Origin of the sequence: Sphingobium estronivorans (assembly GCF_008692605.1) — a bacterium.
In the GTDB taxonomy this organism is placed as follows: domain Bacteria; phylum Pseudomonadota; class Alphaproteobacteria; order Sphingomonadales; family Sphingomonadaceae; genus Sphingobium; species Sphingobium estronivorans.
The window spans coordinates 74,476-96,495 of sequence record NZ_LFCT01000025.1; the positions used below are offsets into that span (position 1 = coordinate 74,476).

The window sequence follows — 22,020 nt, forward strand, 5'->3', positions numbered from 1 at the left end:
AAGTCCAGTGCCAGACGCGCAGAGCGCCGAAGCCGCCATTCGCGGCTGGTGCCCCACTGCATGGCGCCCGATGGCGGCAGGCGACGGACTGCTGGTGCGCGTCCGTCCGCCGCTGGGACGTTTGAGCGTCGCCCAGGCGACGGAGCTTGGCGAAGCCTCCCGCCGCCACGGCAACGGTCTGATCGACCTCACCAACCGCGCCGCGCTCCAGATCAGGGGTGTGACCGGGCAAAGCCACCGCCCCCTGCTCGAACAGCTCGGTGCGCTTGGCCTCACCGATCCCGACCCAGCCCGCGAAGCCCGCCGCAATTTCGTCCTCGCGCCCGATTGGTGCGCCGGGGATGATACGGAAAGCATCGCCCAAGAGCTGCTCGCCCGCATCGATGACCTCCCCGAACTTCCCGCAAAGGTGGGCATCGCCATCGACACCGGCCCTGCCCCCGTCCTTACCCAGGTTCCCGCCGATTTCCGCTTCGAGCGCGGCGAAAGCGGCGACCTGCTTCTTCGCGCGGAGAGCCATGCACGCGGTACGCCGACCAGTATCGAAACAGCCGCGCGAGACCTGATCGCACTGACCCGCTGGTTCCTCGAAACCGGTGGCGCCACCTCCGGTCGCATGGCCCGGCACAACCTACCCCTGCCACAGACCCCGACAATCGCACCCGCTTCCCCCCGTTCTTTCCAACAGCTTCTGGCGCAAGCCTCCGGCCCCTTCCACGGTCTTCCCTTCGGCCAACTGGACGCCGACAGCCTTGCCGCCATGGCAGGACGGCATGGCGTCACCGCGCTGCGCCTCACCCCATGGCGCGGCCTGATCCTGGAAGGCGGCACGACCAGCCCCGGCCACGCCGCGACAGACCCGCTGCTCCGCGTCGATGCCTGTCCCGGCGCCCCGGCCTGTCCGCAGGCCAGCGTCACCACCCGCGATCTCGCCACGCGCCTGGCACCCCTTGTCGACGGCTCGCTCCATGTTTCCGGCTGCGCCAAGGGCTGCGCCCGTCCCACGCCCGCCGACATCGTCCTCACCGGCCGTCAAGGCCGCTTCGACCTCGCCCGCAAGGCCGGCGCCGGATCGCCCCCGGACCAGACCGGCCTCACCTCCCACCAGATTCTCGCTCTCTTCGGAAGCCCATAATGCCCCATATCTACGAAACCGACGGCGCTGCCATCTACCGGGAATCCTTCCGCACCATCCGTGCCGAAGCCGAACTCGACCGTTTCTCTGTGGAGGAGGAACGCATTGCCGTCCGCATGATCCACGCGGCGGGTCTGGTTGGCCTCGCCCCCCATATCCGCTTTTCCCCAGCCTTCGCCCAGGCCGCCATCGCCACGCTGGAGGCAGGCGCGCCCATCCTCTGCGACGCCCGCATGGTGTCGGAGGGGATCACCCGCAAACGCCTGCCCGCCGGCAACCCGATCCTCTGCACGTTGAACGACGCACAAGTGCCCGAAATGGCAGACCGCATGGCCAACACCCGCTCGGCTGCCGCGCTGGAACTGTGGCGCCCGCATCTGGACGGCGCGCTGGTCGCGATCGGCAATGCGCCCACGGCGCTGTTCCATTTGCTCAACATGCTGGAAGACCCGACCTGCCCCCGCCCGGCGGCCATCATCGGCTGTCCGGTCGGTTTTGTCGGCGCGGCGGAATCGAAGCAGGCCCTATGGGAAAGCCAGCCCGTCCCCTGCTGCATCGTGGAGGGCCGCCTGGGCGGCAGCGCCATCACCGTCGCGGCGGTCAATGCTATCGCGAGCGCAGCAGAATGACCAAAGGCACCATCCACGGCGTCGGCCTCGGCCCCGGCGCGCAGGACCTGATGAGCGTCCGCGCCGACCGCCTGATCCGCGATGCCCGCCACATCGCCTATTTCCACAAGCGGGGAAAATCCGGCCATGCCCGCCGGATCGTGGAGGGCATGCTGCACCCGAACGCCGTCGAATTTCCGATGGAATATCCGGTGACGACCGAAATCCCGCTGTCCGACCCGCGCTACAATGAGCTTCTGTCCGGATTCTACGCCGATTGCACGGCTCATCTGGACGGCCTGTGCGCCAGCGGGGAGGATGTGGTCGTCCTGTGCGAAGGCGACCCTTTTTTCTACGGCAGCTTCATGCACCTGCACAGCCGCCTCGCCGCGCCCATCAGGATCGTTCCCGGCATCACCGGCATGTCCGGCGCCTGGACCGCCAGCGGCACGCCGATCAGTTGGGGCGACGATGTCCTGACGGTCCTCATGGCGACCCTGTCCGAAGAGGAACTGGCCCGCCGCATCCACGACACCAATGCACTGGTCGTCATGAAGATCGGCCGCAACCTCCCCAAGCTGCGCCGCGCCGTCGCCGCCGCAGGCAAGCAGGACTGCGCCTGGCTCGTCGAATATGCGACCATGGCCGACCAGCGCATCACCCCGCTCGCCGAAGCGGACGCCGTTACCGCCTATTTCTCGATCCTGTTGATCCACGGACAGGGACGCCGCCCATGACCGGCTGGATCGCGGTCGCAGGCCTCGGCCCCGGCACCGAAGCCCTCATCACTCCGGAAGTGTCGGAAGCGCTCTCCAAAGCCACAGACGTCATCGGCTATATCCCCTATGTCGCCCGCGTGGCGGAGCGTCCCGGCCTGACCCTGCATACCTCCGACAACCGCGTCGAACTGGACCGGGCCATCCATGCCCTGACCCTCGCCGCAGAGGGCCGGAAGGTCGTCATCGTCTCCTCCGGCGATCCCGGCGTCTTCGCCATGGCCTCCGCCCTGTTCGAAGCACTGGAGGCAGGCCCCTTCGAGTGGCGCGCGCTCGACATCCGCGTCCTGCCCGGCATCACCGCCATGCTTGCAGCCGCCGCGAAGGCAGGCGCGCCGCTGGGCCATGATTTCTGCGCCATCAACCTGTCGGACAATCTGAAGCCGTGGCCGCTGATAGAGCGCCGCCTGCGCCTCGCCGCGCAGGCCGATTTCGCCATGGCCTTCTACAACCCGCGCTCAAAATCCCGCCCGAACGGCTTCACCCACGCCCTCGAAATCCTGCGCGAGGAATGCGGCGACGACCGCCCGATCCTCTTCGCGCGCGCCGTCTCCACGCCGGAGGAAAGCCTGCGCGTCGTCCCCCTCGGCCAGGCCACGCCGGACATGGCCGACATGCGCACCATGGTCATCGTCGGCTCCAGCCGCACCCGCCTGATCGAGCGCCCCGGCAGCCCGATCCTCTACACCCCGCGCTCCGCCGAATGATCCAGCCACTCCAACACCCCCGCGACCTGATGCGTCACCCGCGCGGCGGGGCAGGGCGGCCTGTCGATCATCAAAACCGGCAGCCCCAGCGTCCGCGCGGCGATCAGCTTCGCCTCCGCCCCGCCGCCGCCAGCATTTTTCGATACGATCAGGTCGATCCCATGCTCCCGCATCAGGGCCATGTCGCCTTCCACCGTGAACGGCCCGCGATCCACCACCAGATCATGCTGGGGCAGCCCCGGCGTTTCCTCGGGCATGTCGACGAAGCGCAACAGATAATGATGCTGCGGCCGGGCGGCAAAGGCATCGACATGCATCCGTCCCAGCGCCAGCAGCACGCGCCGCGCCGGTCCCGCCAACGCCGCCACGGCGCCCGCAATATCCGACACATGGGTCCAGTGATCCCCGCTGCTTTCGACCCAGCCGGGCCGCGTCAGCATGATATGCGCGATCCCCGCCTCCCGCGCCGCCGCAACGGCATGGGCGCTCATCGTCGCGGCAAAGGGATGGGTCGCGTCCACCAGATGCGTCACGCCCTCCTGCCGCAGATAATCGATCAGGCCGCCAATCCCGCCAAAGCCGCCGACCCGCACCGGCACGGGCTGGGCGCGCGGATTTTCCGTGCGGCCGGCATAGCTCAACACCGCCCGCTCGCCCCGCTCGGCCAGCGCTTTGGCTAGCGCGCTCGCCTCCGTGGTCCCGCCCAGAATGAGGATATGGGAAATGTCGAAAACTCCTGATCCCTGGCTGACGATCATCGGCATCGGCGAGGACGGCCCCGACGGCCTGTCCCGCGCCGCCCGTCGGGCGCTGGAGGCAGCGGCGTTCGTCACCGGAGCCCCGCGCCACCTGTCGCTGCTGCCAGCCCTTAAGGCGGAATGCCATCCCTGGCCAGTCCCGTTCGAGGATGGCATCGCCCCGCTGCTCGCCCGGCGCGGTCAGCCCACAGTGATGCTTGCCTCTGGCGATCCTTTCTGGTTCGGCGCGGGGGCCAGCATCACGCGCTTGCTCGCAATGGAAGAGTGGGCCGTCTATCCCGCCCCCTCCACCTTCGCCCTCGCCGCCGCGCGTCTCGGCTGGCCGTTGCAGGATGTGGAATGCCACGGCCTCCACGCCGCGCCGCTTGCCCGCCTGCGCCCCAGCCTCGTCCCCGGCCGCCGCGCCATCATCCTCTTGCGCGACGGTATGGCGGTCAGCGCGCTCGTCGCCGATCTGGCGCGAAATGGCTTCGGCGCTTCCTCCATCCATGTGCTGGAAGCGCTCGGCGGTCCGCGCGAGCGCATTCGCGCGACCACCGCTGACAATTTCGACTTGACGGACATCGCCCATCCCGTCGCCGTCGCCCTGTCCGTTGCGGGCGACGGCAGAACCCTCCCCCGCGTCAGCGGCATAGCCGATGACTGGTTCGACCATGACGGCCAGATCACCAAGCGCCCCGCCCGCGCCCTGACCCTTTCCGCGCTCGCCCCGCGTCCCGGCGAAACATTGTGGGACATCGGCGCAGGATCGGGCTCCATCGCCATCGAATGGCTCCTCGCCCATCCCGCAACGCAGGCCATCGCCTTCGAAGCCGACCCCACCCGCGCCGCCCGCGCCCGCAGCAACGCCGCCGCGCTGGGTGTCGACCGCCTGACCGTGATCGAAGGCAAGGCCCCGGACATCCTGCGCGCCCGAACCCGCCCGGACGCCATCTTCATCGGCGGCGGCCTCAGCGAAGCCCTGCTCGAAACCCTGTTCGCCCTTCCCGGCGGCCAGACCCGGCTCGTCGCCAATGCCGTCACGCTGGAATCGGAAGCTCTCCTTGGCCAATGGCATGCCCGCAAAGGGGGCGACCTCCTCCGCATCGAACTGGCGCAGGCGGTACCGCTCGGCAGCCGCCATGGCTGGCGCTCCGCCTATCCCCTCGTGCAGTGGAGCGTCACCCTATGATCGTCGCCGGTTTCGGGTTTCGCAAAAGCGCCTCTCTTGTTTCGCTCCGATCCGCATGGGAAAGGGCGACCGAGGGGGCCAACGCCCCGGCGGCATTGGCGACCCTTGACCACAAGGCGCCTCAACTCGCCTCGCTGGCCCGGGAACTTCGTCTCCCGCTCATCAAAGTGTCATCCGACCGGCTGGCAATCCAGTCCACGCGCACCCATTCGCCCGCCAGCCTCGCGGCCCACCGCACGGGCAGCGTCGCCGAAGCCGCCGCCCTTGCCGCAGCCGGTCCCCACGCCCGCCTGCTCGCGCCCCGCGCCGTATCGCAGGACCGCCTCGCCACTTGCGCCCTCGCCGAAGGAAATCCCGCATGACCGTCCATTTCATCGGGGCTGGCCCCGGCGCGCCCGATCTCATCACGCTGCGCGGTCGCGACCTCATCGCCAGCAGCCCGGTCTGCCTCTATGCCGGATCGCTGGTTCCTGCTGCCCTGCTCGATCATTGCCCGCCGGGCGCGCGGATCGTGAACACCGCTCCGCTCACCCTCGACGAGATCGTCGGCACCCTGTGCGAAGCTCATGAAGCAGGCCATGACATCGCCCGCCTCCATTCCGGCGACCTGTCGGTCTGGTCCGCCATGGGTGAGCAGATTCGCCGCCTGAAAGCGCTCGGCATCCCCTACAGCATCACGCCCGGCGTCCCATCCTTCGCCGCCGCCGCCGCCGCGCTGGAGGCCGAACTCACCCTGCCGGAACTCGGCCAGTCGCTCATCCTCACGCGCACGCCGGGCCGCGCCAGTTCCATGCCGCCGCGCGAAAATCTTCCCGCCTTCGCGGCAACCGGGGCGACGCTCGCCATCCATTTGTCGATCCACAATCTGGCGAAAGTCGTGGAGGACCTCACGCCCCATTACGGCCCGGACTGCCCGGCGGCAGTCGTCTGGCGCGCAAGCTGGCCCGACCAGCGCATCGTCCGCGCCACCCTCGCCACCATAGAGGAAGCCGCCGCCCAAGGCCCGGAGCGCACCGCCATCATCCTCGTTGGCCCGGTGCTCGGCGACGGCGATTTCGCCGAAAGCAGCCTTTACGCTCCCGGCTATGACCGCCGCTTTCGACCGTCCGGCACCGACTCGCTGTTCGTCGGCAAGGAATGACCCCCGGCCTCCTCATCGCGGCACCCCGTTCCGGATCGGGCAAGACGACCGTGACGCTGGGCCTGCTGCGCGCCTTCACTCGCGCTGGCCTCAGGGTACAGCCGTTCAAATCCGGCCCCGACTATATCGACCCCGCTTTTCAGCAGGCGGCCAGCGGCCGTCCTTCCTTCAACCTCGACAGTTGGGCCATGGGCCGCGCGCTGATCGGCGCACTCACGCGCCATGCCGAGGATGCGGACCTGATCGTCGCGGAAGGCGTGATGGGCCTGTTCGACGGCGCCTCCGCGGCGGGAGAAAGCGGCAACGGCTCCAGCGCCGACATCGCCGCCATGTTCGGCTGGCCGGTCATATTGGTGATGGATGTTTCGGGGCAAAGCCAATCCGCCGCCGCCATTGCCATGGGTTTCCGCAACCTGCGCCCCGACATGGCCGTGGCAGGCGTGATCCTGAACCGCGTCGCCAGCGACCGCCATGAACGGCTTATCCGCGCCGCGATGGCAGAGGCAGGCATCCCTGTGTTCGGCGCCATCCCCCGCAGCGACGCGCTGAGCCTGCCCGCACGGCATCTCGGCCTTGTCCAGGCGACCGAGCAAGCCGATCTGGATGCCACCGTAGATCGTATCGCCGACCTCATCATCACCCATCTGGACCTGCCCGCCATCCGCCGCGCCGCCCGTCCAACGTCACCGCCCATCCTCCTGGAAAAGGCTGCCCCTCCACCCGGCCAGCGCCTCGCCATCGCGCAGGACACCGCCTTCTCCTTCACCTATGCCCATCTTCTGTCGGACTGGCGGGCGGCGGGCGCGGAAATCCTGCCCTTCTCCCCGCTTGCAGACGAAGCCCCGGATGCCGCAGCCGACGCTGTCTGGCTCCCCGGCGGCTATCCCGAACTCCACGCGGGACGGATCGCACAGGCAGGCCGCTTTCTCTCCGCGCTGCGCCGCCATGCCGAAACCCGCCCGATCCATGGCGAATGCGGCGGCTATATGGTGCTGGGCGAAGCGTTGATCGACGCGCATGGCCAAAGCCACGCCATGGCGGGCCTGCTGGGCCTCGTCACCAGCTTCGCCGAGCGCCGCCTGCATCTGGGCTATCGCCGCGCCCGGCTGCTCGCCCCCATGGGCGGTTTTCCCGCAGGCGCGCTGCTCAACGGCCATGAATTCCACTATTCCACCATCCTCGCCCAGCCCGACCACCCGCTCGCAACCGTCACCGATGCCGAGGATAACGCCATCGCCTCTACCGGATCGCATCGCGGCCGCGTCACCGGCAGCTTCTTCCATCTTATCGCTGAGGGCAGCGCCCCATGATCTCGCTCAATCTCATCGGCATCGGCACGGGCAATCCCGATCATCTGACCCGCGCCGCAATCCGGGCCATGAACGAGGCCGACCTGATCCTGCTGCCGCGCAAGGGCGATGCGAAATCCGACCTCATCGACCTGCGCCGCGCCATCTGCGCCGAATTGCTGACCCGCCCGGTCAAGCTGGTCGAATTCGACATGCCCAGCCGCGCCGACCAACCTGCCTATGTCGACGCCGTGCTCGACTGGCACGACGCCATCGCGGCGCTCTGGCAGGAACAGATTACCCGCCATCTGCCGCAAGGCGGATCATTGGCGCTGCTGGTCTGGGGTGACCCTTCGCTCTACGACAGCAGCCTGCGCATCGCCGAACGGCTGCCCGATATGCGGGTTCAGGTCATTCCCGGCATCACCAGCATCCAGGCGCTCACCGCCGCCCATGGCATATGCCTCAACGATCTGGCGGAACCCGTGCTCATCACCACCGGGCGCCGCCTGCGCGAAAAGGGCTGGCCCGGCTGCACGAACAGCCTGGTGGTCATGCTGGATGGCCATTGCGCCTTTCGGACGCTGCCCCCAGAGGGGATCGACATATGGTGGGGCGCCTATCTCGGCATGCCGCAACAGGCCCTCGCCCGGGGCCCGCTCGCCATCGTCGGAACGGAGATCATCGACCGACGCGCCATGCTCCGGCAGGAACATGGCTGGATCATGGATGTCTATCTGCTGCGACGGCGCGGACCACCCGCGCAGGGCCAGGCTTGAGCGCTACCGGCTCAAACCATCAGGCGACTTTGGAAATCAATTCCATGATGGGCCTGTTGACCGCCTGTCTGATGCCATCGTCCACCACGGCTTCGGCGCGGCGGCGAAATTCCGCCGCCATGGCATGATGCATCATGCGCGCAGAAGCATCGGCGGTCGTGGCCGCCAGTTGCTCATGCATTTTTGCCCGTTCCAGACACTCTTCACGTGTAAGAGCATTCGTCATGAATCGAACTCCTGCCTGTCCGCGAAGCTCGCCAACCAACTTCGCTCACGGAAATCGGCGCTCAACTTAGCCCGTCCGCCGTCCGAATGAAAATGGAATCTTGCCGGCCGCGGGCGTTCATCTACCGTCCGTCGCGGCTCATCGCGGCCAGCCTTCCTGCGGCTGCGCGCTGTGGCTTTTCATCTCCTTGCGGTTTTCGGTGTCGATTTCCTTCAGCACCACTTCATACCCCCAGAGATTTGCCAGATTTTGCAGCACCATAGCAGCATCTGCCGGATCGAGAAGGACCCCGTCGACCACGCCATGCTCCACGATCAGCTTGCGATCCCCAACCAGGTCCACGTCGACCACCTGAATGTCCGGCTCCTGCCGCCCAATATCATATTCCCGCGCCAGGGCCCGCCTGATCCGCCGGTATCCGCGCTCGTCATGAATGGCATCGACGCGCAGTTCCGACTCGCTCGTCCGATCGATGATCTTGAACAGGCGCCAATGCCGGATGAGATGCGGGCTGAGAAACTGGGAGACGAAGCTCTCATCTCGATAATTGACCCAGATATCCTTCAGAACCTCCACCGGATCGCCCGAGCCGGCAATGTCGCCGAACCACTCCCGGTCCTCCTCGGTCGGCTCCAGGCAGATGCGCTCAATGTCGGACATGATGCCGAACCCCAGCGCGTAGGGGTTGAATCCGCCAAAATGCCCTGAATCATAAGTGGGTTGATAGACGACATTGGTATGCGATGACAGGAATTCCATGAATGCGCCGTCGGTGATCCAACCACGCTCATGCAGCAGCGTCATGATCCGATAATGGGTATAGGTCGCGCAGCCCTCGTTCATCGCCTTGGTCTGGCGCTGCGGGTAGAAATATTGCGCGATCAGCCGAACGATGCGCAACACCTCCCGCTGCCAGCTTGCCAGGCGCGGACCGGTTTTCTCCAGGAAATAGAGGATATTCTCCTGCGGCAGGCCGAGCGCTGCCCGCCGTTCCTCATTCGGCACGGCGTCCGCCCGCGCGCCCACAGGCACCGTGCGCCACAAATCATCATAGATGCGGTCGCGATACGCCTGCCGTTCCGCCTCCCGCGCCGCCTCGCTCTTCAGGTCGCGCGGCCGGATCCGCGGATAGCGATGCACGCCCTGGTTCATCAGTGCATGGGCCGCGTCCAGCACCCGCTCGACCGCCAACTGTCCGTACCGCTCCTCGCATTCCGCGATATAGCGTTTGGCGAACTCCAGATAATCGAGAATGCCCTCCGCGTCGGTCCATTGGCGAAAGACATAATTATTCTTGAAGAAATGATTATGCCCAAAGGCAGCATGGGAAATGACCAAAGTCTGCATCGTCGCGCTGTTTTCCTGCATCAGATAGTTGATGCAGGGATCGCTGTTGATGACCAGCTCATAGGCCAGCCCCCTCAACCCCTTGCGGTACATCATTTCATTGGTGACGAACTGCTTGCCGAACGACCAATGCTTGTAGAAAAGCGGCATGCCGATAGAGGAATAGGCATCCAGCATCTGTTCCGCGCTGATGATTTCTATCTGGTTGGGATAGATATCCAGCTTCATTTCCTTGAGCGCGATCGGCTCGACGGTTTCATAGATGCGGTTGATGAGCGGAAAGTCCCAATCGCTCCCGGTGAACAAGGGCGCTTTTGCGTGCTTCGCCGTCATGCCGTTCGCTCCGCCACGCCCTTGCGCTGGAACAGTTCGCGGAAAACAGGGTAGATTTCCCGCCGATGGTGCACCTTGCGCATCACGAAATTGCGGTTGGCTTCGGACACCGGCGCATAGGCCTGCCACAGGCCGGTCATCGTGCCGACCGTTTCAATATCGGCAAATTCCTCCCGACCGACCTCCAGATAGGCGACATATTGGCACATGGGCAGGATTTCGTCCTGCATCAGGCTGACCACCCGGCCATTGTCCGACTGCATGGTGTCCCCGTCCGAAGCCTGTGCGACATAGATGTTCCAGTCATCGGGCCGATAGCGTTCCTTGACCACCTCCAGCAACTTGTCGAGCGCGCTCGACACCAGCGTGCCGCCCGTGACCGTGCTGTAGAAGAAAGTCTGCTCATCGACCTCCGCCGCCCGGTCGGTATGGTGGATGAACACCACCTCCACATGTTCGTAGCAGCGCGACAGGAACAAGTGCAGCAATGCGAAGAAGCGCTTGGCAAGGTCCTTCATATGCTCCGTCATGGAGCCGGACACGTCCATCAGACAGAACATCACCGCCTGCGCGACGGGTTTGGGCACATTTTCGAACCGCCGGTAGCGCAGGTCGACCGGATCGATATAGGCAATCAGATTGCGCCGCCGGAAGATCGTCGACCGCTCGGCACGCAGATTTTCCAGCCGCACCGCATCATCGGGCAAGGGGGAATCTCGCGCCTCGATCTCGGCAATCTCCTCCTCGATCCGCTCGAGATCGGTGCCCTTGGGCCGTCGCAGCGCAATCCGGCGCGACATCGCCCGCTGCATGGTGCGCGGCACCGACAGGTTGGATGGATTGCCGACGACCGAATAACCCGCCCGCCTGATCCCATCGACCTTCCCGCCGATCAGCCGCCGCTTGGCAAGGTCGGGCAGTTCCAGATCGTCCAGAAACAGCCCCAGAAATTCCTCCCGGCTGAGCGCGAACTGGAAATCGTCATTCCCCTCTCCCTGCCCGGCCTGCGATCCGGATCCCTGGCCATTATTGGGCCGCTTGATCCGGTCGCCCTCCATATAATCGTGATTGCCGGGAAAGACGCGCTCCCGATTGCCCCCCTGCGCGGCGCGATGCAGCGTTGGTTCGTGGATGGCGTCACGCTGGATCGTGACCTGCCCTTCCTTGTCCAGATCCTTGATGCTGCGGTCCTTCAGGCTGTCGCGCACAGCCTGTTGCACATAAGCCTTGGCCCTCCGCAGAAAGCGCTGCCTGTTGACCAGGCTCTTGCCCCCTGGGTTCAAACGTCTGTCGACTATGTGCATGGGGCTCAGTTGCCCTCCATCAACCGGCCTGCTTGACCCGAATATACCATTCGACAAGCCGTCTCACTTGCCGCTCAGTATAGCCCCTTTCCGTCATTCGCGCGACGAATTCGTCATGCTTGCTGGCGGTATCGCCATCCTTTTTCGTCCCGAAGCTGATGACCGGCAGCAAATCCTCGACCTGGCTGAACATCCGCTTTTCGATCACCTCGCGGATTTTCTCATAGCTGGTCCAGCTCGGGTTGCGCCCATCGTTGCTGGCCCGCATGCGCAGGGCGAATTTCACCACCTCGTTGCGGAAATCCTTGGGATTGGCGATGCCCGCGGGCTTTTCGGTCTTGGTCAGTTCCTGGTTGATGACCTCCCGGTCCAGAAGCTGGCCGGTATCCGGGTCCTTGAAGTCCAGATCCTCGATCCAAGCGTCGGCGTAAGCGACATAGCGATCGAAGAGATTCTGACCGTAATCATTATAGGATTCCAGATAGGCCTTCTGGATCTCATTGCCGATGAACTCGGCATAGCGCGGCGCCAGCTCGCCCTTGATATATTCCAGATAGCGGGATTCCACCTCTGCCGGGAACTGCTCCTGCCGCACCATGCCTTCCAGCACATACATGAGGTGCACGGGATCGGCGGCGATCTCGATCGTGTCATGGTTGAAGGTCGCCGACAGCGCCTTGAAGGCGAAGCGGGTGGAAATGCCCGACATGCCCTCATCCACGCCCGCCGCGTCGCGATATTCCTGGATGCTCTTGGCGCGCGGATCGATCTCCCGCAGCATTTCTCCGTCATAGACGCGCATCTTGGAATAGAGATTGCTGTTCTCATGCTCGCGCAGTCGCGTCAGCACCGAAAAACGCGCCAGCATGTCCAGAGTCCCCGGCGCGCACGGCGCCTTGCTGAGGTCGGATTCTCTCAGCAGCTTTTCGTAAACCTGCCGCTCCTCGGTCGCCTGCAGGCTATAGGGCACCTTGATGACGTAAATACGGTCGATAAAGGCTTCATTATTCTTGTTATTCTTGAAATTCGCCCATTCCGATTCATTGGAATGCGCCATGATGATCCCATTATAGGGAATGGCGCCGATATTCTCCGTGCCGATATAATTGCCCTCCTGCGTCGCGGTCAACAACGGGTGAAGCATCTTGATCGGCGCCTTGAACATCTCGACAAATTCCAGCATCCCCTGGTTGGCCCGATTGAGGCCGCCGGAATAGCTGTAAGCGTCAGGGTCGTTCTGCGAGAGCATCTCCAGCTTGCGGATGTCGACCTTGCCGACCAGCGAGCTGATGTCCTGATTATTCTCGTCGCCCGGCTCGGTCTTGGCGATGGCGATCTGCCGCATGCGCGAGGGCATCATCTTGAGGACCTTGAACTGCGAAATATCGCCGCCGAACTCGTCCAGCCGCTTGCGGCACCAAGGGCTGATCATGCCCGTCAGACGCCGCCGGGGAATGGCATAATTTTCCTCGATGAAGTCGCCATGCTGCTCGGCATCGAACAGCGCCAACGGGCTTTCGAAGATCGGGCTGATCTCCTCCCCTGCCTTCAGCACATAAATGGGATGCACCTCCATCAGCGCTTTCAGCCGTTCCGCCAGCGACGATTTGCCGCCGCCCACGGGCCCCAGCAGATAGAGGATCTGCTTGCGTTCCTCCAACCCCTGGCTGGCGTGGCGCAGGAAGCTGACGATATGCTCGATCGTCCCTTCCATGCCATAGAAATTGGCGAAGCTGCGATAACGCCGGATCGTCCGGTTCATGAAAATCCGGCCGAGCCGCTGATCCCGCGAGGTATCGATGATCTCCGGCTCGCCAATGGCGGCGAGCAGCCTTTCGGGCGCCGATGCATGCATCAGTGGATCGTTGCGACATCCCAGCAGATAATCCTCGACGGACATTTCGGCCTGACGCCGGTCGTCATATTTCCGCGTGAAGCTGGAAAACAGCTCATTCTTTGTCACTGGCGACTCCCGCTAAAGTAGCCATGAAAATGAATATAGACCCTTATGGTCTGTAAAAACAGTGAAATAGAAAGAGACGAATATAAAAATCTCAATATGTCCAAATTTTAATCTGCAAAGTTCTGTCGAAAGAACGCACGATGCTTATCCGGTCATGCAGGTGCAGTTCCGGTTGATGCACGACTATCGTTTATGCGGGTGACATTATTTCAGCCACGCCGGCATCGTGCAGCATCTTCAAATCGGCGCGACGATCCCCCGCCGCGATTTGCCCATAGTGTCACCTGAAACCGTCAGAGGAAAGGGGCTATTGGGAACAATCGCCCCAACCCTGCCGAAGTTCCCTCAGGCCTTCATGTCGACGGTGGCGATCAGCCCGCCGCCGGGCGCATTGGCCAGCCGGACCGACGCCTCGAAACTCAGCGCCAGCGACCGCGCGATGGTCAGGCCGATGCCGGTCCCGGGCCGCCCGCCCGGTTGCCCGGCCGCTCCGCGGGTAAACGGTTCGAACATCTGATCGAGTTGATCCTGCGGAATGCCCGCTCCATGATCGCGGACATCGATCAGCACCCGCCCGGCCTGCCGTTTGCAGCGAATATCCGCGCTGCCGCCATATTTGACCGCATTATCCACCAGATTGGCGATGCAGCGGGTCAGCGCGTTGGGCTTGACCCGGACGGTGCCGCCGCAGCCGGACAGGAACCGCACCGGCGCGCCAAGGTCCTGCGCATCCTCGGCCATGCTGATCAGCAGCGAATCCATGTCGATGACGGACCAGTCCTCCTGCGACTCCGTGCTCGCGGCCAGATCCAGCCCCTCGCGCACCAGCGTCATCATTGCCTGGTGATCCTGCAACAGCCTGGCGCGCAGTTCCTCATTCTCCACCAGTTCCAGCCGCAGCCGCAGCCGCGTGAGCGGCGTCTGGAGGTCGTGGCTGATCGCCGCCAGCAATTGCGTGCGTTCGGCAAAACCGGCCCTGACCCGGCGCTGCATCAGATTGAAGGTGGAGAGCGCCGCCCGCACCTCTTCCGGACCGCGTTCGGGGATTTCATCCGCATCGAGCGACACGGAAAAGGCCCCAGCCGCCTGCTCCAGCCGCCGCAGCGGCTTGGCCACGAAGCGGGCGACGACGATCGCCAGCCCAGCCGAAGACAGCAGGATCAACAGCAGAGAGACCGGGTTGGCGAGGGTGCTGGGCGGCTTGACCAGACGCGGCAGATAAAGCGCCAGCGACCGCCGCTCGCCCGTATCGTCCGTGAAGCGCACTACCCAGCAATCGGGCCTGGGCGCATCGATCAGACCCGCCGCCCGATCGACCTTGGTGGAAGGGAAGCACAGTCCCGCGGGGACCTGCCCTGCCTCGGGGTCGGAATGCGCGCCGAACCGCGCCTTCAACGCGCCCGCCAACGCCGGATCGGGTTCGGCCAGGGCAATGCCGCCGGGCGCCATCCTGGCCCCCATGATCTGCTTGTCGTTCAGCATCGCCTCGATCCTGACCGGATCGTGGCTCAGCCGCTGGGCGATGTCGGCGGCGCTCGCGACGACGCGTTGCAGGCGCCAGCGCTCGAAATCGAGATGGCGGGTCTGTTCCGCGATGCCCAGCGCCACTACCGCCGCCGCCGTCATGCCGACCGTCAGCAGCAGGAAGATATGCCCCACCAGCGACCGGAAGAAATTGCGCACCCGCGCCAGCACCGCAGCGATCATGCGCTCGTCTTCCGTCCCTCACTCATAGGTCACCGTGCTCGCCAGCACATAACCCTCGCCGCGCACGGTCAGGATCAGCCCGCTGCCCGATCCCCCGGCCGACCCCCCGGCCGATCCCTCTGCCGACCCGTCTCCCAGCTTCTGCCGCAACCGGCTGACCTGAAGGTCGATCGAGCGGTCGAAGGCGGCCGTTGCTCGCCTTTCGGGCACCAGTTCCTCGCGCGAAAGCACGATATTCGGCTCCTCGATGAAGCGCGACAGCAGCCGGAACTCGGCGGAAGACAGCATCACCAGCCGATCGTCGCTGGCGATCAGCCGGCGCTGGAACAGATCCAGCCGCCACGGACCGAAGCGGGCGATCCGCGCCGCCTTCTGCTGCGCCATCTCTTCGCCCCGCGACCGGCGCAGCAGGTTACGGATGCGCACCAGCAGTTCGCGCGGCTCGAACGGCTTGGTCAGATAATCGTCGGCACCCAGTTCCAGTCCCAGAACCCGGTCGATGGCGCTGCCCCTCGCCGTCACCATGATGATCTGCGTCGACTTGCCCTGGGCGCGCAATTCCCGGCACAGCGACAGGCCATCGCCATCGGGCAGGTTGAGGTCCAGCACGATCAGGTCGATCGTCCGTTCCGCCATGGCTGCATGCAGTTCGCCCAGACTGCCCGCCGCCAGCACCTCATAATGTTCGTGGGTCAACTGACCGACGATCAGATCCCGAATATCCTCATCGTCATCGACAACAATCACGCAGGGCGAACGGGAAAGATCGGGCATGATCCCCTTCTAACGCCATTTGCGCGCCAAGTCTGCGTCCGCCGCCCGCACCGATACATAAAGATACAATCCGCTACAGACTGATCCATCGGGACAATAAGTCGCGCTACCATGCGCCGTGCCGAAGGATCATGAGGACATGATCGGCGCCCGCGATGGCGCCGGTCTTCGCCCGGCGCGTCCCTCCCCTCCCCCTTGCGCCGGGCGAAGTTTTCTTCCTCACGATTTGGACCCGTCCGCCGACCATGCCCAGCCCGTTCTCCGCCCTTCGGACCGCCCCCATCCTGCTGTGCGTCCTGGCCGCCGCCTGCGGTCATAAGGAAGCGCCGAAAAAAGGTCCGGTCGAGGTTGGGGTAGTGACGCTGACGACGCAGAATGTAACCGTTTCGACCGAATTGCCGGGCCGCACCGCCTCCACCATGATGTCGGAAGTCCGGCCCCAGGTCGCGGGCGTCATCCAGAAACGCCTCTTTACCGAGGGTTCCTTCGTGAAGGAGGGCCAGCCGCTCTACCAGATCGACCCTTCGCTCTATCGCGCTTCCCGTGACGAGGCGCAGGCGACGCTGGCCAGCGCGCAGGCGACCGCCGCCGCCGCCCAGGCCAAGGCCAATCGCTACCGCACCCTCGGCGCAAGCGAGGCCGTCAGTGCGCAGGATCGCGACGATGTGATCGCCGCCGCGCGTCAGGCGGCCGCCGCGGTGAACCAGGCCCGCGCCACGCTCCAGACCACCGGCATCAACCTCAATTTCACCCAGGTCCGCGCGCCGATCAGCGGACGCATCGGCCGCTCCACGGTCACGCCCGGCGCGCTGGTGACAGCCAGTCAGGCGACGGCGCTCGCCACCATTCAGCAACTCGACCCGATCTTCGTCGACATCACCCAGTCCAGCGCGAAGCTGCTTGCATTGCGCCGCGCCCTCGCCGCGGGCAAGGCCCTGCCCGCCAGCGCCACCATCCGCCTGAAGCTAGACGACGGCACCGACTATCCGCTGGAAGGCCGGATCGAATTCGCCGAACCGATCGTCGATCCGAACAGCGGCACGATCACCCTGCGCGCCCGCTTCCCCAATCCCGACAGCCTGCTTCTGCCCGGCATGTTCGTGCGCGTCGTCGCGCCGCAATCGGTCGTCCCGAACGCCATCCTCGCGCCGCAGCAGGGCATCAGTCGCGATCCCAAGGGCAACGCCACCGCGCTCGTCGTCGACAAGGCAGGCAAGGTCGAACGCCGCATCGTCACCGCCGCGCAGGCGGTGGGCGACAAATGGCTGATCACCGGCGGACTCCAAAAGGGCGACCGGCTGATCGTCGAAGGCACCGACAAGGTGCAGCCCGGCGACGCGGTGAAGGCCGTCCCGGTCGATCAGGCCGCGAAGTAAGGGAGGCCGGACCTTGCTCAGCCGCTTTTTCATCGAAAGGCCGATCTTCGCCTGGGTCATCGCCATCGGCATCATGCTGGCCGGTCTGGGCGCGATGCTGACCCTGCCGATCGCCCAATATCCCGACATCGCCCCGCCTTCCGTCAATATCAGCGCCACCTATCCCGGCGCATCGGCGGAAACGGTCGAAACCAGCGTCACCCAAGTCATCGAGCAGCAGCTTACCGGCATTGACGGCCTCATGTATTTCTCCGCCACCTCGACCGCCAACGGTCAGGCGCGGATCACGGTCGCTTTCCAGAAGGGCACCGATCCCGATACCGCCCAGGTGCAGGTGCAGAACAAGGTGCAGCAGGCGCTCAGCCGCCTGCCCAACGCGGTGCAGCAACAGGGCCTGACCGTCACCAAGTCGCAGACCGACTTCCTGATGCTGGTCGGGCTGTACGACAAGACCGACACCGCGTCCCAGGCCGACATCGCCGACTATCTGGTGAATAATTTCCAGGACCCGCTTGCCCGCATCGACGGCGTCGGATCGTCCCAGATCTTCGGTTCGCAATATGCGATGCGCATCTGGCTGGACCCCTATAAGCTGGCCACCGTCAAGCTGATGCCGTCCGATGTGCAAAGCGCCATCGCGGCCCAGAATGTCGAGGTGTCCGCCGGTCAGATCGGCGCCGATCCGGCCCCGGAAGGGCAACAGATCAACGCCACCGTCACCGCCCAGGCCCGGCTGCAAACCCCCGAACAATTCCGCAACATCGTCGTCAAGACGCAGAGCGACGGCTCCGTCGTCCACCTGTCCGACGTGGCGCGGGTCGAACTGGGCAATGAAAGCTATACATCCTCCGCGCGCATGAACGGCCATCCCGCCTCGGGCATGGCGATCCAGCTTGCGCCCGGTGCCGACGCGCTCAAGACCGCCGAACTGGTCAAGGCAAAGGTGGAACAGCTGTCCACCAACCTGCCCCATGGCTATACCGTCAACTATCCGCGCGACACCACGCCCTTCATCAAGCTGTCGGTCGAGGAAGTCGTCCAGACGCTGATCGAAGCCGTGGGACTGGTCGTCGTGGTGATGTTCGTCTTCCTGCAAAGCTGGCGCGCGACGCTGGTGCCCGCCATCGCCGTGCCGGTGGTGCTGCTCGGCACCTTCGGCGTGCTGGCGCTGTTCGGCTATTCGATCAACACGATGACGCTGTTCGGCATGGTGCTGTCCATCGGCCTGCTGGTCGATGATGCCATCGTCGTGGTCGAAAATGTCGAACGCCTGATGGAGGAAGAAGGGCTTGGCCCCCGCGAGGCTACGATCAAATCGATGGAGGAAATCGGCAGCGCGCTGGTCGGCATCGCCCTCGTCCTGTCCGCCGTGCTGCTGCCCATGGCCTTTTTCGGCGGCTCGACCGGCGTCATCTACCGGCAATTCTCGATCACCATCGTATCCTCGATGCTGCTTTCGGTGGTGGTGGCTCTGATCCTCTCGCCCGCGCTCTGCGCCACGATCCTGAAACCCATAGCGGAGGAGCATCGCGACCGCGGATGGCCGGGCAAGTTCAACCGGTTCTTTGAGCGAGTCACGCGCGGCTATATGACGCGGTTGAACGGATTCATCGGCCGCCGCGCCTTCTTCTGGATCGGCTATGCGGTCATTCTCGCCCTGCTCTGGCTGTTGTTCGTGCGTCTGCCGACCAGTTTCCTGCCGGTGGAGGACCAGGGACAGGTGATGGTGCAGGTCACGCTGCCCGCCGGCGCCAAATCCTCCCGCACGGGCGCGGCGCTGGACCGTATCCAGAATTATTTCCTTGACGATGAAAAGGATAATGTCGCCTTCATCTTCGTGACGCAGGGGTACAGCTTCGCCGGACAGGGCGAAAATACCGCTCAGGGCTTCGTCAACCTGGCGCCGTGGGACGAGCGCAAGGGGACGGCCAACAACGCCACCAGCATTGCGAACCGCGCGACGAAGCAACTCGCCGCGATCCGCGATGCCAAGGCGCTGGCCATGACCCCTCCCCCCATTCGCGGGCTTGGCCAGTCGAACGGTTTCACCTTCGAACTGCTCAACAGCGGCGGCCTCAGCCGCGAACGCTTCCTCGCCCTGCGCAACCAGCTCATGAAGGCCGCCGGAGACAGTCCCAAGCTCGCCGGCGTACGCGCCGCCACGCTGGAGGACACGCCCCAGCTCAAGGTCGACATCGATTCCGAAAAGCTCGCGGTTCTGGGCCTGACCCAGAGCAGCGTGAACAATGTGCTCAGCGCTGCCTGGGGCAGCACCTATATCAACGATTTTGTCGACCGCGGCCGGGTGAAGCGCGTCTATATGCAGGCCGATGCGCCCTTCCGCGCCCTGCCGACCGATCTCGACAACTGGCAGGTGCGATCCAGCACCACGGGCGATATGGTGCCTTTCTCCGCCTTCGCCACCGCCCGTTGGACGATGGGGCCGACCACCCTCTCGCGCTTCAACGGCCAGTCCTCCTATGAAATCCAGGGTCAGGCCGCGCCCGGCGCCAGTTCGGGCGAGGCGATGGACGAGATGGTGAGGCTCCAGAAACAGCTCCCCCCCGGCACCAGCTTCGCCTGGAGCGGCCTGTCCTATCAGGAGCAGCTTTCCGGCGGACAGGCGCCGCTGCTCTACGGTCTTTCCGTGCTGGTGGTGTTCCTCTGCCTCGCCGCGCTCTACGAAAGCTGGTCGATCCCGCTCGCGGTGCTGCTGGTTATTCCGCTGGGCCTGATCGGCGCGGTGCTGGCGGTGGCGCTGCGCGGGCTGGAGAACAACATCTATTTCCAGGTCGGCCTGCTCACCACCATGGGCCTCGCCGCGAAGAACGCGATCCTGATCGTGGAGTTCGCCGAACTCGCCTATCTGCAAGGAAAGGACGCCATGTCCGCCGCGCTGGAGGCCGCGCGCCTGCGCTTCCGTCCGATCCTGATGACCTCGCTCGCCTTCATCGCTGGCGTCATACCGCTCGCCATCGCCACCGGAGCGGGCGCGCAGAGCCGCGTCGCCATCGGCACGGCGGTGATCGGCGGCATGTTGACCGCGACGGTTCTCGCCATCTTCTACGTCCCGCTGTTCTTCCTGACGATCATGCGCATCTTCAGCCGCAGGACCGATCCGCCCGCCGACGCTCCCGGCGCGGAGGTTCCGACATGAAGCGCGCCCTTTTCACGCTGACCTCCATGGCGGCGCTGTCGGCCTGCAACATGGCGCCGCATTATATCCGCCCGGCGCCGCCCGTGCCCGCCAGCTTCCCCAGCGGTCCGGCCTATGCGCCGGCAGCAGCGGCGGAAAGGCCCGGCCTGCCGTGGACCGCGCTGATCGGCGATCCGCGCCTCAAGACCGTGATCGAGCGGGCGCTCGCCAATAATCGCGACCTGCGCGCCGCCCTGGCCAATGTTCAGTCGGCCCGCGCCCAATATCGGGTCCAGCGCGCCGCCCAGCTTCCCGCCGTCACCGGGGCCACCGCCGCCACTTTTTCACGCCAGAACGACGAGCGGCAGAACAGCTACAGCGCCGACATCGGCTTCAGCGCGTTCGAGATCGACCTGTTCGGCCGCGTCAAGGACCTGACCCAAGCCGCCCTCGAATCCTATCTGGCGACGGAGGAAGGCGCCCGCGCCACCCGCATCACCCTGGTCGCGGAAACGGCCAGCGCCTATGCCACGCTCGCCGCCGATCAGGAACTGCTCGCCCTTTCCCGCCAGACCCTGACCAGCGCCGAACGCACACTCGATCTCACCCGGACGCTCAACCGTTCGGGACTGATCGGCAAGCTCGACGTCCATCAGGCCGAAACGACGGTCGAACAGGCGCGCAGCGACATCGCCGCCAATGTGACACAGGTGGCGCAAGACAGAAACGCCCTCGACCTGCTGGTCGGCGCGCCGGTGGAGGATGCCCTGCTTCCCGCTTCTCTGGAAAGCCTGACCGCCAGCATTGCGAAGGCGCCCGCAGGCCTGTCCTCCGACGTGCTGCTCCAGCGCCCGGACGTGCTTCAGGCGGAACATCAGCTCAAGGCCGCCAATGCCGACATCGGCGCGGCCCGCGCCGCCATGTTCCCGAAGATCAGCCTCACCGCCGCCATCGGCGTCGCGAGTTCGGCTTTGTCCTCGCTCTTCACCGGCGGCGCCTTCGCCTGGTCCGCCGCGCCGTCCGCAGGCGTGCCGATCTTCGGCGGCGCCGCGCGCGGCAATCTCGACTATAGCAAGGCGCAGCGCGACCTCTCTCTGGCCCAATATGAAAAGGCGATCCAGACCGCCTTCCGGGAAGTGTCCGACGCCCTCGCCCGCGAAGGCACGATCGACGACCAGCAAGCCGCCCAGCAACGCCTCGTCCTCGCCAACCAGCGCAGCTACGCGCTGGCCGACGAACGCTATCGGGCGGGCATCGACACCTTCCTCAACAGCCTGACCAGCCAGCGAAGCCTCTACGGCGCCCAGCAAAGCGCCATCGCGACGAGGCTGGCGCTGATCCAGAACCGGATTCTTCTCTACCGGGTCGTCGGGGCTGATTTTGCAGGTGCGTGACGGATTTGGGTGCTTCGCTGACGCCGCCCCTCCGTCACGCCAACACCCCCATCGTCACCCCAGCGCACGCCGGGGTCTCAGGCCATGTCGCGCGCT

The 22,020-nt window shown here is 65.1% G+C and carries 19 protein-coding genes; 12 read left to right on the plus strand and 7 right to left on the minus strand.

The genetic code is table 11. The features are described 5' to 3' along the window. Positions 1 to 70 precede the first annotated feature (70 nt). Genes F7P65_RS17170 through cobJ form a run of 4 tightly spaced genes read left to right on the plus strand, consistent with a single transcriptional unit; the run spans position 71 to position 3,226 of the window. Positions 71 to 1,135, plus strand: coding sequence for a cobalamin biosynthesis protein CobG (locus tag F7P65_RS17170; protein WP_150293874.1), 1,065 nt, complete (start codon positions 71 to 73; stop codon positions 1,133 to 1,135). Then, positions 1,135 to 1,764, plus strand: a complete 630-nt coding sequence (locus F7P65_RS17175; protein WP_150293825.1) for a precorrin-8X methylmutase — start codon at positions 1,135 to 1,137, stop codon at positions 1,762 to 1,764. Before F7P65_RS17170 ends, F7P65_RS17175 begins: the two co-directional genes overlap by 1 nt. After that, entirely contained in the window at positions 1,761 to 2,480 is a 720-nt protein-coding gene (gene cobI, locus F7P65_RS17180) for a precorrin-2 C(20)-methyltransferase (protein WP_150293827.1), read from the plus strand. Before F7P65_RS17175 ends, cobI begins: the two co-directional genes overlap by 4 nt. Continuing rightward, positions 2,477 to 3,226 carry a precorrin-3B C(17)-methyltransferase gene (gene cobJ, locus F7P65_RS17185; RefSeq protein WP_150293829.1) on the plus strand — a complete coding sequence of 250 codons (750 nt, stop codon included), beginning with the start codon at positions 2,477 to 2,479 and terminating at the stop codon, positions 3,224 to 3,226. Before cobI ends, cobJ begins: the two co-directional genes overlap by 4 nt. Here cobJ and F7P65_RS17190 read toward each other — a convergent pair. Further along, positions 3,202 to 3,951 carry a cobalt-precorrin-6A reductase gene (locus F7P65_RS17190; protein ID WP_150293876.1) on the minus strand — a complete coding sequence of 250 codons (750 nt, stop codon included), beginning with the start codon at positions 3,949 to 3,951 and terminating at the stop codon, positions 3,202 to 3,204. The two genes, cobJ and F7P65_RS17190, sit on opposite strands and share 25 nt — an antisense overlap. On the opposite strand from F7P65_RS17190, the gene cbiE reads away from it, so the two are divergent. From cbiE to cobF, 5 genes are read left to right on the plus strand one after another with little or no spacing between them, the layout of a single operon-like run. Further along, positions 3,950 to 5,155 carry a precorrin-6y C5,15-methyltransferase (decarboxylating) subunit CbiE gene (gene cbiE / locus F7P65_RS17195; protein WP_150293831.1) on the plus strand — a complete coding sequence of 402 codons (1,206 nt, stop codon included), beginning with the start codon at positions 3,950 to 3,952 and terminating at the stop codon, positions 5,153 to 5,155. The genes F7P65_RS17190 and cbiE overlap by 2 nt on opposite strands. Further along, entirely contained in the window at positions 5,152 to 5,517 is a 366-nt protein-coding gene (locus F7P65_RS17200; protein WP_150293833.1) for a cobalamin biosynthesis protein, read from the plus strand. The genes cbiE and F7P65_RS17200 overlap by 4 nt, the downstream gene beginning before the upstream one ends. Beyond that, positions 5,514 to 6,296 carry a precorrin-4 C(11)-methyltransferase gene (gene cobM / locus F7P65_RS17205; RefSeq protein WP_150293835.1) on the plus strand — a complete coding sequence of 261 codons (783 nt, stop codon included), beginning with the start codon at positions 5,514 to 5,516 and terminating at the stop codon, positions 6,294 to 6,296. The genes F7P65_RS17200 and cobM overlap by 4 nt, the downstream gene beginning before the upstream one ends. Then, positions 6,293 to 7,606 (plus strand): cobyrinic acid a,c-diamide synthase CobB, encoded by a 1,314-nt coding sequence (locus F7P65_RS17210; protein ID WP_150293837.1) that lies wholly within the window; start codon positions 6,293 to 6,295, stop codon positions 7,604 to 7,606. The genes cobM and F7P65_RS17210 overlap by 4 nt, the downstream gene beginning before the upstream one ends. Further along, entirely contained in the window at positions 7,603 to 8,364 is a 762-nt protein-coding gene (gene cobF, locus F7P65_RS17215) for a precorrin-6A synthase (deacetylating) (RefSeq protein ID WP_150293839.1), read from the plus strand. Before F7P65_RS17210 ends, cobF begins: the two co-directional genes overlap by 4 nt. 19 nt (positions 8,365 to 8,383) lie before the next feature. Here cobF and F7P65_RS17220 read toward each other — a convergent pair whose 3' ends face one another. The 6 genes from F7P65_RS17220 to F7P65_RS17245 form a co-directional block, all read right to left on the minus strand. After that, entirely contained in the window at positions 8,384 to 8,590 is a 207-nt protein-coding gene (locus F7P65_RS17220; protein WP_150293841.1) for a hypothetical protein, read from the minus strand. Between the two features lie 138 nt (positions 8,591 to 8,728). Further along, entirely contained in the window at positions 8,729 to 10,270 is a 1,542-nt protein-coding gene (locus F7P65_RS17225) for a SpoVR family protein (protein WP_150293843.1), read from the minus strand. Beyond that, positions 10,267 to 11,574, minus strand: a complete 1,308-nt coding sequence (locus F7P65_RS17230; RefSeq protein WP_150293845.1) for a YeaH/YhbH family protein — start codon at positions 11,572 to 11,574, stop codon at positions 10,267 to 10,269. The genes F7P65_RS17225 and F7P65_RS17230 overlap by 4 nt, the downstream gene beginning before the upstream one ends. A gap of 19 nt (positions 11,575 to 11,593) precedes the next feature. Beyond that, positions 11,594 to 13,537 (minus strand): PrkA family serine protein kinase, encoded by a 1,944-nt coding sequence (locus F7P65_RS17235; RefSeq protein ID WP_150293847.1) that lies wholly within the window; start codon positions 13,535 to 13,537, stop codon positions 11,594 to 11,596. Between the two features lie 345 nt (positions 13,538 to 13,882). Then, positions 13,883 to 15,244 (minus strand): sensor histidine kinase, encoded by a 1,362-nt coding sequence (locus tag F7P65_RS17240; RefSeq protein WP_150293849.1) that lies wholly within the window; start codon positions 15,242 to 15,244, stop codon positions 13,883 to 13,885. A gap of 18 nt (positions 15,245 to 15,262) precedes the next feature. Further along, positions 15,263 to 16,018: a response regulator transcription factor gene (locus F7P65_RS17245; protein ID WP_150293851.1), complete on the minus strand. Its 756-nt coding sequence runs from the start codon at positions 16,016 to 16,018 to the stop codon at positions 15,263 to 15,265. Between the two features lie 245 nt (positions 16,019 to 16,263). On the opposite strand from F7P65_RS17245, the gene F7P65_RS17250 reads away from it, so the two are divergent. The 3 genes from F7P65_RS17250 to F7P65_RS17260 are packed head-to-tail and all read left to right on the plus strand — an operon-like array spanning position 16,264 to position 21,924. Further along, positions 16,264 to 17,394: an efflux RND transporter periplasmic adaptor subunit gene (locus tag F7P65_RS17250; protein WP_205452134.1), complete on the plus strand. Its 1,131-nt coding sequence runs from the start codon at positions 16,264 to 16,266 to the stop codon at positions 17,392 to 17,394. A gap of 13 nt (positions 17,395 to 17,407) precedes the next feature. Next, positions 17,408 to 20,551 (plus strand): efflux RND transporter permease subunit, encoded by a 3,144-nt coding sequence (locus F7P65_RS17255; protein WP_150293853.1) that lies wholly within the window; start codon positions 17,408 to 17,410, stop codon positions 20,549 to 20,551. Next, complete coding sequence (locus tag F7P65_RS17260) at positions 20,548 to 21,924, plus strand: efflux transporter outer membrane subunit (protein ID WP_150293855.1); 1,377 nt, start codon at positions 20,548 to 20,550, stop codon at positions 21,922 to 21,924. The genes F7P65_RS17255 and F7P65_RS17260 overlap by 4 nt, the downstream gene beginning before the upstream one ends. Positions 21,925 to 22,020: the final 96 nt, after the last annotated feature.